This window comes from Streptomyces daliensis, from assembly GCF_054782395.1.
In genome coordinates, this window is record NZ_BAAGSO010000058.1 from 220,395 (window position 1) to 234,331 (window position 13,937).

A 13,937-nucleotide genomic window follows, 5' to 3' on the forward strand; every position below is an offset into this window, starting at 1 on the left:
GAAACGGCGGGGCAAGGGGCCGGAGCTTTACGTAACGGGGAGGACTGTATGACCGATCTGGTCGTCCACGACGACGAGCTGGGCGCGCTGGGCAATCTCGCCCACGACCTGCGCCAGAAGCTCTCCACAGACGCCGACCACGCCAGACAGACCACGTTCGACGCGTCCATCGAGCTGTTCAACGACGGCCTGGACATGGGCTCGGCGCTCACCGAGCTGCACGACGCCTGGAACACCAAGCTGGGCACCCTCAAGGAGGCGTGCGCGCACATCTCCAACCACCTCGACTACTCGCGCGCCCAGCACGCGAAGGACGAGGACAAGATCGCGACGCAGATGAAGACGGCCGACGGCAAGGCGATGACCGTGTCGCGCATCAACGAGTACATCAAGTAGCGCGACACGCATCAGGCACGAGGCACCAGGCACTACGCACAGCGAGCAGTGAAGCGGGGGACTACGTCGTGGTCACGTACCAAGAGCTCAACGACCTGCGGCTCGGGAAGCTCAAGGAAGCCGTCACCGACTGGCAGCAGATGCTGGACAAGCTGACGAAGCTGTCCGGCGAGGACGCCGGGGGCGAGATCAACGCCGCCGACATGGCGAAGAAGGCGAACGGCGCCGACTGGGCGGGCAAGAACGCCACCGTCACCAAGGAGTTCGTGACGAGGACAGCGGACGAGTTCAAGGACGTCGTCACCGCCACCAGAAGCGTGCACACCATCCTCGAAGGCGCACACAGCAAGTTCACCAAGCACAAGCAGGACCTCAAGGACGCCGTCGAACGCGCGGGCAAGAACATCCATGTGACGGCGACGGGCCGCGTCGAGCCCAAGGAGGGCGCGGATCCGAAGCCGACGCAGGCGGAGATCGACGCGGTCGTCAAGGACATCGAGGACGTGCTGACGGCGGCGGCGAAGACCGACCGTACGGCGGCGGAGTCGCTCAGGCACCACGCCAAGGACAAGTACAACTTCCTCTCCACCGGCATCAAGAGCTTCGACAGCGCGGAGCAGGCGGTCAAGGACTCGGACGACTTCGTCAACCTGACCAAGAAGGACCCGGACAAGCTGACGAACGACGAGCTGTCCCGCCTCAACGCGATCATGAAGCGGAACGAGGGCGATCCGCTCTTCGCTGAGCGCGTCGCCACGGGGATGGGCCCGGAGGGGACGCTCAAGTTCTTCTCCGGCGCGGTCACCCTGGACGACGGCACGAACTACGGGGACCGCGACGCGCGCACGAAGCTGCTGGGCACCCTGGAGACCCAGCTCGGCTCCACCCTCGCCACGGCCAGCCACTCGGACAGCGCGGCCATGGACAACTGGAAGGAGCGGACCATCGCCCTCGGCGGCACGACCGTCGACGGCACGGACCACCACAGGAACGTCCGCGGCTTCCAGGCCATGAGCAACCTGATGCGGCACGGCAAGTACGAGACGGAGTTCCTCAACGACTACGGGAACGCGCTGGTCAAGTACGAGAAGGACAACACCGGCGACGTCAGGGACCCAGGGCCCGGCGGCAAGAGCCGCGAGAACGTGCTGCCCTGGGACAAGATGCCGTCCTACGCGCAGGTCGGCCAGCTCCACCACGGGGAGGGCTCGGCGGGCGACGCGGGCGTGGACCCCATGACGGGCTACATGACCGCGCTCTCCCACAACCCGGACGCGTCCTCGGAGTTCTTCAGCGCGAAGGAGCCGCAGGACAACGCGAAGTGGATGCTCAAGGACCGGCCGTCGTTCACCGATGTGCCGCCGGGCGACGGCGTGGGCTCCAGCAGCGACGACTACAAGGGCCCCAGCGCGGTCAAGGAGGCGACGGGCGCTGCGCTCGTCGCCGGTGCCACCGGCATCGACCCGGACAACCCGAAGGCGCCCGCCACCGGAGAGCACACCCCGCAGCAGCGTGCGGTGCTGGAGAACTCCCTCCAGTACCTCTCGGAGCGCAAGGACGATTTTCCTTCCGAGATGCGCGACGACATGGCGAAGATCCTCGTCAACCACGGGGACTCGGTGCACTACACGGCCTCGGCGCAGGCCGATCACCCCGACGACCCGAAGGAGCTGGACCGCAGGCAGCTCCTGGAGGTCACCAAGCAGGTGTCCCGGGACCAGGACTCGTACAACCTGCTCAACGACGGGCTGAACCGGGAGATGGCGCACGACATCCACACCGACAAGCCCGAGGACCCGAAGGAGACGCTCCAGCGCGCGGGACGCACCGTCGGCTTCCTGGAGGAGGCCCGCTACCAGGCGCTGGCCGACGCCGACGCGGGCGAGAAGAAGGACATCGCCTGGAAGCAGACGTTCGCCTACCACGGCGCGGGAACGGTCGCGAGCTTCATCCCGCAGGCGCACGTGGCCGGGATCGTCGACCGGGAGGCGTACCTCCTCTCGTACGGCTGGCGGTTGGACGAGGAGGCCCGCGTCACCCAGGAGACACGCCAGCAGAACGGCGAGGTCTTCGAGGGGCGCGAGAGCCAGCTCGAAGCGCTGGCGAAGAGCTGGAAGACGGCGAACCCGGGCGACGACGGCAGCACCTACACCCTCACCGAGGAGATCAACAGCGCGGCGTCCAACGGCAACAAGACCGCGCAGGGTCTCCCCGGCAGGCAGCCCCCGCACTGAGGCGAGGATCTTCACCCCGTGACACACAGTTCAGCGCGTCTTCCGCGCACCGTCCGCCCCGTCCGCACCGCCCTCGTCGCTGTCCTCGCCGCCGCGCTCGGGGCGGGCGCCGCGGGCTGCTCGTCGCCGCCCACGCGGGACTACGCGGTACCGGACCGTATCTGCGGCACCGACGTCGATCCGGACACTCTCGCTCCGCTGCTGCCCACGGGCACGGAGGTGAGGGCACGGCCGGGCACGGTCAGCGCGTCGGGGGCCTCGTGCGGGATCGACGTCGTACGGGAGGACGGGGAGAAGTTCTCCCCGTCCCTCCGGGTCAGGCGCGACGCGGTCCCGGACGGCGCCGATCCGCTGGAGGTGAAGAAGGGGACGCTGGAGCGGTACGGGCACCCGCGCGAGGCGGACATCGGCGACGGCGCGCGGATCGCGGACCGGGGCGCGCTGGCCGTCGAGTCGTGCCCCGGCAAGGGCGAGGACACCACCTTCGCGCTCCAGGTCGACGTGCTGACCGACACCCCCGAGAAGGTGCCGGAGCGCAGGAAGGCGCTGGAGCGGTTCGTGCGCGGGTACCTCGCGGCGGCGTACGAGAAGCAGGGCTGCGACGCGTAGACGCGAAGCCTCCGGCGCCCGGGGTGTGGCCGGGAAGACGCGGAGAGGGCCGGCCACGCCGTACCAAATCGTCGCGGCTTCGAGGGTGCGGCCGTACGCTTGCCGCATGTCCACCCATGCCAAGCGTGAACGCCTCATCCTGGCCGATCTGTTGGAGAGCAACGGGCCCGAGGCCCCGACTCTCTGCGAGGGCTGGCTGGCCCGGGACCTCGCCGCGCACGTGGTCGTGCGCGAGCGCCGTACGGACGCGGCGGGCGGTCTCCTGATCAAGCCGCTCGCCGCGCGACTGGAGCGGGTGCAGTCGGAGTTCGCCGCGAAGCCGTACGAGGAGCTGATCCAGCTCATCAGGACGGGGCCGCCGCGGATGTCGCCGTACGCGATCAAGCAGGTCGACGAGGCCGCCAACACCGTCGAGTTCTTCGTCCACTCCGAGGACGTCCGGCGGGCGCGGCCCGACTGGACGCCGCGCGAGCTGGACGCCGTCTTCCAGGACGCGCTGTGGAAGCGGCTGGAGAGCACGGCGCGGGTCTTCGGGCGCAAGTCGCCGGTCGGCCTGGTGCTGCGCCGCCCCAACGGCCAGACCGCCGTCGCCCGCAAGGGCGCCCCCGTGGTCACCGTCACCGGCGACCCGGCCGAACTGCTCCTCTTCGTCTCCGGCCGCCAGGAGGCGTCCCGCGTCGAGGCGGAGGGCGACAAGGAGACCGTGACCCGCGTGTACGAGGCCAAGCTGGGCCTGTGACGCCCGGCTCGGCGGAGTGAGGGGCGACGGGGGGTGGGTGAGGGGCTGCGGCGCTACAGGCCGAACAGGTCCGCCGCGTTGTCGTGGCACACGGCCCGCAGCCACTCGGGGCCCAGGTCCAGCCGCTCCAGGGCGTGGAGCTGGTGCGGATAGGGATAGGGGATGTTGGGGTAGTCGGAGCCGAGCAGGATGCGGTCGCCCAGTGCGGCGAGCCGGGGCAGGATCCGGCGGGGGAACGGCATGAGCCGCTCGGTGAAGTCGGTGAACGTCATCGTCGTGTCCAGCCGTACCTCGTCGTAGCGCTCGGCCAGACCGAGGAACTCCTCGTACTCCGGCATGCCCATGTGCGCGACGATCAGCCGCAGCTTCGGGTGCCGCGCGAGCACCCGCGCGACGGGCTCGGGCCCTGTGTACTTCCCGGGCGCGGGCCCTGAACCGCAGTGCAGCACCACGGGTATCCCGGCCTCGGCCAGCAACCCCCACGTCTCCTGGAGCCGTTCGTCGGCCGGATCGTAAGCGCCCACCTGCACATGCGCCTTGAACACCCGCGCCCCCGCCTCGACGGCCTCGCGGACGTACGCCCCGACGCCCGGCTCGGGGTAGAGGGTGGCGGTGTGCAGGCAGTCGGGGGTGCGACGGGCGAAGTCGGCCGCCCAGCCGTTCAGCCACCTGGCCATGCCGGGCTTGTGCGGGTAGAGCATCGCGGTGAACGCCCGGACGCCGAAGTCCCGGAGCAGAGCCGTCCGCTCCGCCTCCGCCTTGCGGTAGGTGATCGGCCACTCCAGGCCGCCGATCAGCGGGCCGCTGGTGTCGAAGTAGTCCCAGACCTTGTGCAGGACGCGCTCGGGCATGAAGTGGGTGTGGACGTCGCTCAACCCGGGAAGCCCGAGCCCTCCCCAGAACCGCCGGACCTCCCGGGCTTCACCGGCCTCATCTGTCAGCGGCGGCACGTGATCGTTTCCCCTCCGTCAACTTCCGTTGGTCCGGGGTTCGGGCATGGGCGAGAGCACCGGGTCAGCCTACGTAGGGAAGGAGACGTGTGCGAGGGCAACCGGTGTACCTGAGCCTGTGCCCGTGCATGCGCCACGCGCCAAGGCGAACGGGGCGGAAAGATGAAGCTCAACGGTGTGCAACTGAACGAGTGGCTTACTTCCGCCGCCAATGACCTGTCACCCGCGGTCAAGGCCGTCGGAAAATTCAAGGACAGCGTGCAGACCTACGGCGTAGGCACCGGAATCGCCGGTCTCGAAGGTCTCAACATGGTGCTCAACGAGGCCGCTCTCGCCTACGCCATCTACCGCAAGCCCGACGAGGTGCACGAGAAACCCAGCCTGATAAGAGCCGTCGGTGGAACTCTCAACATGACGGGGTTCGGGCTCTACGGCGCGGGAAGCGCGGGCTCCACCTATATGGCCGGTGCGGGGCTGATGCTCGTCACGGCTGCCAACGTCGTCAAGCAGCACTTCACGCCCGAGCGCGAGATGTACTACCCGCAGAGCCCGATTCTGCCGCTGTACGAGCGGCCCGGCCAGGGCGTCGCGCCGGAGCCCGCGCCGCTGACCGGCGTGGTGGTCGTCCCGTCGACTCCCGTGCCCTCCCCCGCACCCGTGACCCCGCCGCCGCCCGTGGCACGGCAGGGCTCCGACGGCCAGAGCGTGGCCCGGGAGGACGCCAGGGCCTACCTCTTCCCGGCGCGGGTCGCGGCGCCATCCGGCAGGCCGGTGCGTGGCCGTTCGCACTCGATGCCGGACATCAGGGCGCTGTCGCCGGAGGGCACACCGAAATCCCTCCGCGACAACACGAGCGCCACCATCCCCGCCGTCCGCCCCTCCTCGTCCCCCGGCCCCTCCGGTGCACGGGGCAGGGCCCGGTAGCTACTCCGGCAGCTCGGGGAACGGTGAGGGAGGGTCACTCGGCTTCGCGTCGCCGTTCAGCAGCTTGGGCTCGGCGCCGGGAGAAAGGTCCGGGTCATTCGCGCACCCCAGCGCATCGCTCATGGCGGAGGCAGAGGCGAGGGCGACGCGGATGTGGTTCCTGTCTTCTTCCGGTGCGGAGAGTCCGTTCAGGTCCCAGTTGCCCGTGAACTCGCCCTTGACGACACCTTCCGGCTCGGACTCCCGCGCACAGCGGAAGTACAGGACAGTGGGGGCTATCCGGTCGACGTCACGGGTCACGAACGCGGCTCCGGCGGAGGAAATCAGCCGCCTCTTCGGCACCTTTTCCGGCACGGCGCCCCACCCATAGGAGAACTCCACGCTCTGACTGTCCACGCCCTTCGTGGGGGCCTTGAACGAGCAGATGTTCCCCAGCCGGGCCCCGGAGCCAGACGTGGCGGAAGCGGATTTCATCTGTCGCACCACTTTGCCCACGTCTCCGAGGCCACGGGATATCACTCGACGATCCTGGGTCAGCTCGACAAGCGCGTCGCCGCCCGCCTGTCCCAGCAGACCGTCACACACCTTGTGCGCATCGACCAAAACGGGCTTCTTCTCCTCATCCGGTCCGCCATCTCGCGACCCGTCGCCGCCGAGACTCGAACAGCCGGTGACCAGGAACACGAGCAAGAAAGAAGCCGACGTACGCAGTGCGCGGTTGATGGTGCTCACCTCTCCGGCGTGTTGGAGGTATCGGTGACATCGCGACCGCGTTTGTACGCGGCGTTCAAGGCGTCCCTCCTGGACGTCTGCTCGGCCCCATCCACCTGCTGCTCCTCCATGTACTGGCGGATCGCCGCGGTGGCGTTCTGTTTCGCTCTCCCGTCGAAATCTTCGATGGTCTTGATCGACTCGTTGGTCGTGTCCTGTCCGCTCGCCTTGACGTCGGCATCGATCGCGGCGTTGATGCCGGAGGTGACAGCCGACCCCGCCGTACCCGTGGCCAGCGGGATGAGAACAGGGGCCGCCGGGCTCGCGACGCCGCCGAGAGCGCCCGTGGCGCCATAGACGACGATGCCCGCCGCGCCCTTCTTCAAGGTGGCGGCGTCGGTCAGTTTCTTGTTTTCCGCCTCGTCGTCCGCCTTGGAATCGTGGCCGAATCTCTCGGCGCGGGCCTCGTCCAGGGCCCCGTGCGCTTGCGCACCCAGTTCCGCGGCGCGGTACACGTCGTCAGTGCAGGAAAGTCCGTAGACCCGGCTGGCCGTATACGCCTGCTGGGCCGTGGACATGATCCGGTGAGCTTCCTCGTCGCTGCCCAGTTGGCGCAGGAACCCGATGCTCTGCCCAGAAGTGAAGCCGTGTCCGTCCGTACCCAGGAGCCGGTCGTTGCCCTCGGCGCGTGCCGTACCCATCTCGTCGGAGAGACCGTAGTTCAGGTCGTCGACATAGGCCGCTCCCATGCGGCCGAGGCTGTCGCCGATGCCCTTCTGGCGGTCCAGCAGATCCAGGTCGGACCGGTACGCGTCCACCACCTTGTGCATCACATCGACCTGCTCCGGCCCACGGTGCAGCTCCTGCCCCATCCCCCCGCCAGCGGGAACCCCTGTCACCGCCGCCTCCAGCGCGTGCCCCAGCGACCCGTACCCCTTCGCCTCCCCGTGCGTCAGGGTCGTCGCCTCGGGCCAGGTGCGGGCCGGGAAAATTTCGCCGCCGCCGACGACGTAGTCGAACGTCTCCTGGTCGGAGAAGAAGTCCGTCGAGGCGCCGGGACTGTGGCTCAGGCCCTCCATCAGGCCGACCATCGGGTCGTTGCCCCAGGCGTTGTCCGTGTCGGCCAGTACGGGCCCGTCCACCGGGTTCGACTTCACCGCGCCGGTCCACAGCTCGGCCGGGTCGCGGCCCTGCTCCGCCTCGGACTTCTCGAACTCCACCAGCGAATCGCCGTACCGGTGGAGGAAGCCGTCGTCGTAGTCGCCCTCGCGCATGAGGTCCGTCATGACCTGGTAGCCGAACTGGTCGGTCATCCGGCCCTTGCCCTGGCGTTCCGGGCCCGCCTCCGTCATCTCGCGTTCCCAGCGGCGCATGGCCGCACTGTCCGAGCGGGTGGCGGTGGCCAGGGTGCCGCTCAGGCCCTCGCGGGTACGGGCGAGGAGCTTCTTGCGGTCGTCGGACAGGTCCCTGTCGTACGGGCCCATCGCGCCCCAGAAGTCGAGCGTGCCCTGTGCGCCCATGCGCGTGGCGAACTTCTCGGCGAACTCGGGGTTGTTCCGCTGGAGGGCGAGGACGTCGTTGAGGCGGTCCAACTGGGTGTCGGTGAGGTCGTCGCCCTTGCGGGCCAGCCGGACCGCCTCGTCCGTGTTGAACGAGGCCGCGTCCCCGTGCAGCGCGCCGTCGAAGCCGTCCACCACGCCCTTGCCGCCGTCGGACGGGCGGGCGGTCAGAGCACGCCGGTAGTTGTCGTCGAGGGCGCGGATCTTCCGTACGACGGCGGCGATGCGGTCCGTGTGCGCCTGCTGGTCCGCTTCGAGCCGCGCGGGGTGCTCGCGGTAGTGGTCCGCCTTGTCCTTCTTGCCGCGCCGCTCCAGCTCCATCAGGTCGATGCTGCAATGGCCGTGCGAGGTCACGAGCATGCAGGCGCGCTCGGCCTGCTCCTTGAGGTCGACGAGTCTGTCCCGCTGCGTGGTCAGCTCGGTGTGTGCCTCGGAGAGCAGCGAGGCGACGGCCCGCGCCTCGTCCCGCGCGCCCGCGTACTCCTCCAGCGTCACCTGGCCGCGCCCCTTGTACGCGATGACGGACGCGCCCCGCCAGGCGTCGGCGGACGCTGCCTTCGCGACGTGGTCGCGGTAGTGGCCGTGCAGGGTGTCGAACCTGTCGCCCATCCGCTTCCACGCCTTGGACGCGGTCATGAGGGGACCGAGGTCGGTGTTGAGGATGGTCTCGTAGGTGAGGGCCATGGTGTCGCGCTTCTCCCCCGTGCTTCCGTTCGCCCGTACGTTCCGCCCGCCGGGCCCGTCAGTAGTCGGCGATCCTGCTGCGGTACAGCGGGGACTCGGTCACGGTGCCGTCCGGGTTCTCCAAGGGAAGAGACCCCAGCGCGTCGCCCGTCAGATGGTCGGTGTCCCCGATCAGGCGGTTCGCCTGCTGGAGGCCCGTCTGCTCCTGCTGGAGCCGGGTCTCCAGGTGGGTGAAGTGGCGCTCCCAGCGGCTGTGCCTGCGGCGGAGGCCGGAGGCGATGTCCCAGTCCTGGAGTTCGTCGGCGCCCGCGCCGGTGACCTTCTCCGTGCCGTCGTCGGCGAGGATGCCCGCCTTGTGGGTCTCCGGGCCCAGGTGCTCGTGCACATAGCGGGCGGCGGCCTTCTTCGCGGCCTCCGAGTGCCGTAGGTCCTCGTTCCCACCCACCCTGCGGCCCTTCTCTCGACGTGCGACGTACGACGTACCGGATAACCGGTTTTCGTCACGCTCCGCAACGAAAGTTTCGCCGCACCGTACCCACACTGCCGCGCCGGACGAAACCCCCACCGAGCCGCACCGTCACCCCCGCACCGAGCGTTCGATGATCCGTTGCAGCTCCCGTGCCGCGCGCGGCGGTGAGACGTCGCCACGGTGGGCGACGGAGATCGTGCGGTGCAGCCCCGGCTCCGCGAACGACGTCACGCGCAGGCCCGAGCGGTCCGCGACCATGCGCGGGACCACCGCCATGCCGAGCCCCGCGCGGACGAAGCCGAGCACCGCGTCCATCTCCCCGCCCTCGACGGTGAAGACGGGCTCGAAGCCCTCGGCGCGGCAGGCTGCGGTGGTGAAGTCGCGCAGGTCGTAGCCGCGCCGGAACATCGCCAGCGGGCGGTTGCGCAGGTCGGACACCCGCATCCGGCGCCGTTTCACCGGCGCGGGCTCGTCCGGCGAGGAGACGGCCACCAGTTCCTCGCGCAGCAGCTCCGTGGTCGCCAGGGCCGGGGCCTGCACGGGCAGCGGGGTGATGATGAGGGCGAGGTCGAGTGCACCGTCGGCCAGTACCCGCACCAGGTCCTGCGAGCCGTCCTCATGGACCTGGAGCTCCACGCCGGGGAAGCGGGCGTGGAAGTCGCGCAGCACGTCGGGCACCAGGCTCGCGCACAGGCTCGGCGGCGCCCCGAGGCGCACCCGGCCGCGCCGCAACTGGGCGACCTCCTGCACCTCGCGGCGCGCGGTCTCCGCGTCGGCGAGGATGCGGCGCGCGAGCGGCAGCAGCGCCTCGCCCGCGTCGGTGAGGGTGATGTGGCCACGGGCGCGGTGGAAGAGTTCGGCGCCCAGCTCGTGTTCCAGCGCGCGGATCTGCTGGGAGAGGGAGGGCTGCGCGACGTGGACGATCTCGGCGGCGCGGGTGAAGTGCCGGGTGTCGGCGACGGCCGCGAAGTAGCGGAGCTGGTGGAGCTGCATACGGGCAGCATAAAGGGTGGATAGGCGCTGACTATCGGACGCAGCTCCATCATCTCTTGGACTTATGGAACCTCACTCCTTAGCGTCGTCAGTCATGGCAACGGCGACAGGGACGCGCTCCGACGAGGCGCGAAAATCGAGCGGGCCCGCGAAGGGCGGCGGTCCCGCGAAGGGTGGGCCCGCGAGGGGCGGCAGCGGCAAGCGGCCACCGGCGACGTCGACGCTGGGACTGCTGTGGCGGTCCACGATCGGCAAGAAGACGGTCATGGCGGTCAGCGGCCTGATCATGCTGGCGTACCTGGTCGTCCACATGCTCGGCAACCTCAAGATCTTCTTCGGCTCGGCCGACTTCAACGGCTACGCGCACTGGCTCCGCACCATCGGCGAGCCCCTGCTGCACCACGAGTGGTTCCTGTGGATAGCGCGCGTGGTGCTGCTGGCCGCCGTCGTCGCCCACGCGGTCTCCGCGTACCAGCTCAGCAGGCGCGACATCAAGGCGCGCCCGGCGAAGTACGCGCACAAGCGCCCCCGTGCCAGCTACGCCACCCGCACCATGCGCTGGGGCGGGATCATCCTCGGCCTCTTCATCGTCTGGCACCTGCTCGACCTGACGACGCTGACCGTGAACGAGAACGCGCAGGCGGGCCACCCGTACGAGAACGTCGTCGCGACGTTCTCCACCTGGTACGGGAACACGATCTACATCGTCGCGATGCTCGCCCTCGGCCTGCACATCCGGCACGGCTTCTGGAGCGCGGCGCAGACCCTCGGCGCGGGCAGGAAGAACCGGGACAGGGCGCTCAAAGGCGCGGCGAACGTGCTGGCGCTGGTGCTGACGCTGGGCTTCATCGCCGTACCCGTAGGCGTGATGACAGGGCTGGTGAGCTGACATGAGCACCGACACGGGCGCGGAGACGGACATGGGCGCGTACGACTACACCGACTACCGGGTGGGCGAACCCGTCGCCGACACCAAGGCCCCGGACGGGCCGATCGCCGAGCGCTGGGACAGCCGCCGCTTCGGCGCCAAGCTCGTCAACCCGGCCAACCGCCGCAAGCACACCGTCATCGTCGTCGGCACCGGTCTCGCGGGCGGCTCCGCGGGCGCGACGCTCGCCGAACAGGGCTACCACGTCGTGCAGTTCTGCTACCAGGACAGCCCGCGCCGCGCCCACTCCATCGCCGCGCAGGGCGGCATCAACGCCGCCAAGAACTACCGCAACGACGGCGACTCCGTGCACCGCCTCTTCTACGACACCGTCAAGGGCGGCGACTTCCGGGCCCGCGAGTCGAACGTGCACCGGCTGGCGCAGGTCTCCGTCGAGATCATCGACCAGTGCGTGGCCCAGGGCGTGCCCTTCGCGCGCGAGTACGGCGGACTGCTCGACACCCGCTCCTTCGGCGGCGTCCAGGTCTCCCGCACCTTCTACGCGCGCGGCCAGACCGGGCAGCAACTGCTGCTCGGCGCCTACCAGGCGCTGTCGCGGCAGATCGCGGCGGACAACGTCGAGATGCACCCGCGCACCGAGATGCTCGACCTCATCGTCGTCGACGGCCGGGCGCGCGGCATCGTCGCCCGCGACCTGATCACGGGCCGGATCGACACCTACTTCGCGGACGCGGTGGTCCTGGCCTCCGGCGGCTACGGCAACGTCTTCTACCTGTCGACGAACGCCAAGAACTCCAACGCCACCGCGATCTGGCGGGCGCACCGGCGCGGCGCCTACTTCGCCAACCCCTGCTTCACCCAGATCCACCCCACCTGCATCCCGCGCTCGGGCGACCACCAGTCGAAGCTGACGCTGATGAGCGAGTCGCTGCGCAACGACGGGCGCATCTGGGTACCGAAGGCCAAGGACGACACGCGCCCGCCGGCCGACATCCCCGAGGACGAGCGCGACTACTACCTGGAGCGCATCTACCCCGCCTTCGGCAACCTCGTGCCCCGCGACATCGCCTCGCGCGCCGCGAAGAACGTCTGCGACGAGGGCCGGGGCGTCGGGCCCGGCGGCCAGGGCGTCTACCTCGACTTCGCCGACGCCATCGCGCGCATGGGCCGCAAGGCCGTCGAGGAGAAGTACGGCAACCTCTTCGACATGTACGCGCGGATCACCGCGGAGAACCCGTACGAGGCGCCGATGCGCATCTACCCCGCGATCCACTACACGATGGGCGGGCTCTGGGTCGACTACGACCTCCAGACCACCGTGCCGGGTCTCTTCGCCATCGGCGAGGCCAACTTCTCCGACCACGGCGCCAACCGGCTCGGCGCCTCGGCCCTGATGCAGGGCCTGGCCGACGGCTACTTCGTGCTGCCGTCCACCATCAACGACTACCTCGCCCGCCACCCCCACGACGAGGGCGCCGACGCCTCGCACCCGGCAGCCGTCGCCGCCGTCGCCGAGTGCACGGAGCGGCTGGAGCGGCTGCTGTCGGTGAACGGCGACCGCACCCCCGACTCCTTCCACAAGGAGATCGGCGAACTCCTGTGGGAGTACTGCGGCATGGCCCGCACCGAGGAGGGCCTGCGCAAGGCGCTCGGCCGCATCCCCGAGATCCGCGAGGAGTTCTGGCGCCGGATCAGGGTGCCGGGCACCGGCGAGGAGCTGAACCAGTCGCTGGAGAAGGCCAACCGGATCGTGGACTACCTGGAGCTGGCCGAACTGCTCTGCCTCGACGCGCTGCACCGCGAGGAGTCCTGCGGCGGCCACTTCCGCGAGGAGTCCCAGACCCCGGAGGGCGAGGCTGACCGGCGGGACGAGGAGTTCTCGTACGCCGCAGCCTGGGAGTTCACGGGCACCGGAGCCGCGCCCACCCTGCACAAGGAAGACCTGGTCTTCGAGTACGTCCACCCCACCCAGCGGAGCTACGCATGAGGCTCACCCTCCGCGTCTGGCGCCAGCCCCACGCTGACGCGCAAGGCGCCATGGTCACCTACGACGTCGACGGCATCTCGGAGGACATGTCCTTCCTGGAGATGCTGGACACCCTCAACGAGAAGCTGATCCTCGACGGGGACGAGCCCGTCGCCTTCGACCACGACTGCCGCGAGGGCATCTGCGGCGCGTGCGGCGTCGTCATCAACGGCGACGCGCATGGGCCCGAGCGCACCACCACCTGCCAGCTCCACATGCGCAGCTTCCGGGACGGCGACACCATCGACGTCGAGCCGTGGCGGGCCTCGGCCTTCCCGGTCGTGAAGGACCTGGTCGTGGACCGCTCCTCCTTCGACCGCGTCATCGGCGCGGGCGGCTATGTGTCGGTGCCCACGGGCTCCGCGCCCGAGGCGCACGCCACGCCGGTGCCCAAGCCCGTGGCCGACGCGGCGTTCGAGCACGCGGAGTGCATCGGCTGCGGCGCGTGCGTGGCCGCCTGCCCGAACGGCTCGGCGATGCTGTTCACCTCGGCGAAGATCAACCATCTCAACGCACTGCCCCAGGGCGCCCCTGAACGCGAGTCCCGGGTGCTGGACATGGTGGGGCAGATGGACGACGAGGGCTTCGGCGGCTGCACCCTGACGGGCGAGTGCGCGACGGCCTGCCCGAAGGGCATCCCGCTCTTCTCCATCTCCTCCATGAACCGCGAGTTCCTGCGGGCGGCCCGCAAGTCGGGCTGAACCATCCCCGCCGGAACCGGCGCGGTGCGGGCCCCGTGGGGACGGGGCCGCGC

Annotated in this window: 13 protein-coding genes; 8 read left to right on the forward strand and 5 right to left on the reverse strand. The window is 69.7% G+C overall.

Features of this window, described 5'->3' with window-relative positions:
• The first annotated feature begins 48 nt into the window (after positions 1–48).
• The 4 genes from ACYVOO_RS13305 to ACYVOO_RS13320 all read left to right on the forward strand — a co-directional run bounded on the left by ACYVOO_RS13305 (position 49) and on the right by ACYVOO_RS13320 (position 3,978).
• Entirely contained in the window at positions 49–396 is a 348-nt protein-coding gene (locus ACYVOO_RS13305; RefSeq protein ID WP_453345285.1) for a hypothetical protein, read from the forward strand.
• Positions 397–464: 68 nt separating this feature from the next.
• Complete coding sequence (locus tag ACYVOO_RS13310; RefSeq protein ID WP_461015858.1) at positions 465–2,630, forward strand: hypothetical protein; 2,166 nt, start codon at positions 465–467, stop codon at positions 2,628–2,630.
• Between the two features lie 18 nt (positions 2,631–2,648).
• A complete protein-coding gene (locus ACYVOO_RS13315) occupies positions 2,649–3,239 on the forward strand; it encodes a hypothetical protein (protein ID WP_461015859.1) in 591 nt (196 codons plus the stop codon).
• 106 nt (positions 3,240–3,345) lie between these two features.
• Complete coding sequence (locus ACYVOO_RS13320) at positions 3,346–3,978, forward strand: TIGR03085 family metal-binding protein (protein ID WP_461015860.1); 633 nt, start codon at positions 3,346–3,348, stop codon at positions 3,976–3,978.
• Between the two features lie 53 nt (positions 3,979–4,031).
• On the opposite strand, the gene ACYVOO_RS13325 is transcribed toward ACYVOO_RS13320, so the two are convergent.
• A complete protein-coding gene (locus ACYVOO_RS13325) occupies positions 4,032–4,928 on the reverse strand; it encodes an amidohydrolase family protein (RefSeq protein WP_461015861.1) in 897 nt (298 codons plus the stop codon).
• A 162-nt stretch (positions 4,929–5,090) separates the two neighbouring features.
• Here ACYVOO_RS13325 and ACYVOO_RS13330 point away from each other — a divergent pair, with 162 nt between their 5' ends.
• The gene (locus tag ACYVOO_RS13330; protein ID WP_461015862.1) at positions 5,091–5,852 is read left to right on the forward strand and encodes a hypothetical protein; all 762 of its coding nucleotides are present in this window, start codon (positions 5,091–5,093) and stop codon (positions 5,850–5,852) included.
• Here the strand turns inward: ACYVOO_RS13330 and ACYVOO_RS13335 are convergent, their stop codons facing one another.
• From ACYVOO_RS13335 to ACYVOO_RS13350, 4 genes are all read right to left on the reverse strand, one after another.
• Positions 5,853–6,584, reverse strand: a complete 732-nt coding sequence (locus ACYVOO_RS13335) for a hypothetical protein (protein ID WP_461015863.1) — start codon at positions 6,582–6,584, stop codon at positions 5,853–5,855. It lies immediately after the preceding gene.
• Entirely contained in the window at positions 6,581–8,806 is a 2,226-nt protein-coding gene (locus tag ACYVOO_RS13340) for a hypothetical protein (protein ID WP_461015864.1), read from the reverse strand. The genes ACYVOO_RS13335 and ACYVOO_RS13340 overlap by 4 nt, the downstream gene beginning before the upstream one ends.
• Positions 8,807–8,864: 58 nt before the next feature.
• Positions 8,865–9,251 (reverse strand): hypothetical protein, encoded by a 387-nt coding sequence (locus ACYVOO_RS13345; protein WP_461015865.1) that lies wholly within the window; start codon positions 9,249–9,251, stop codon positions 8,865–8,867.
• Positions 9,252–9,383: 132 nt separating this feature from the next.
• Positions 9,384–10,268 carry a LysR family transcriptional regulator gene (locus tag ACYVOO_RS13350; RefSeq protein ID WP_453345290.1) on the reverse strand — a complete coding sequence of 295 codons (885 nt, stop codon included), beginning with the start codon at positions 10,266–10,268 and terminating at the stop codon, positions 9,384–9,386.
• A gap of 94 nt (positions 10,269–10,362) precedes the next feature.
• On the opposite strand from ACYVOO_RS13350, the gene ACYVOO_RS13355 reads away from it, so the two are divergent.
• From ACYVOO_RS13355 to ACYVOO_RS13365, 3 genes are read left to right on the forward strand one after another with little or no spacing between them, the layout of a single operon-like run.
• A complete protein-coding gene (locus ACYVOO_RS13355) occupies positions 10,363–11,157 on the forward strand; it encodes a succinate dehydrogenase (protein ID WP_461015866.1) in 795 nt (264 codons plus the stop codon).
• 31 nt (positions 11,158–11,188) lie between these two features.
• Positions 11,189–13,144 carry a fumarate reductase/succinate dehydrogenase flavoprotein subunit gene (locus tag ACYVOO_RS13360; RefSeq protein ID WP_461015898.1) on the forward strand — a complete coding sequence of 652 codons (1,956 nt, stop codon included), beginning with the start codon at positions 11,189–11,191 and terminating at the stop codon, positions 13,142–13,144.
• Positions 13,141–13,884: a succinate dehydrogenase/fumarate reductase iron-sulfur subunit gene (locus ACYVOO_RS13365; protein ID WP_461015867.1), complete on the forward strand. Its 744-nt coding sequence runs from the start codon at positions 13,141–13,143 to the stop codon at positions 13,882–13,884. The genes ACYVOO_RS13360 and ACYVOO_RS13365 overlap by 4 nt, the downstream gene beginning before the upstream one ends.
• Positions 13,885–13,937 lie beyond the last annotated feature (53 nt).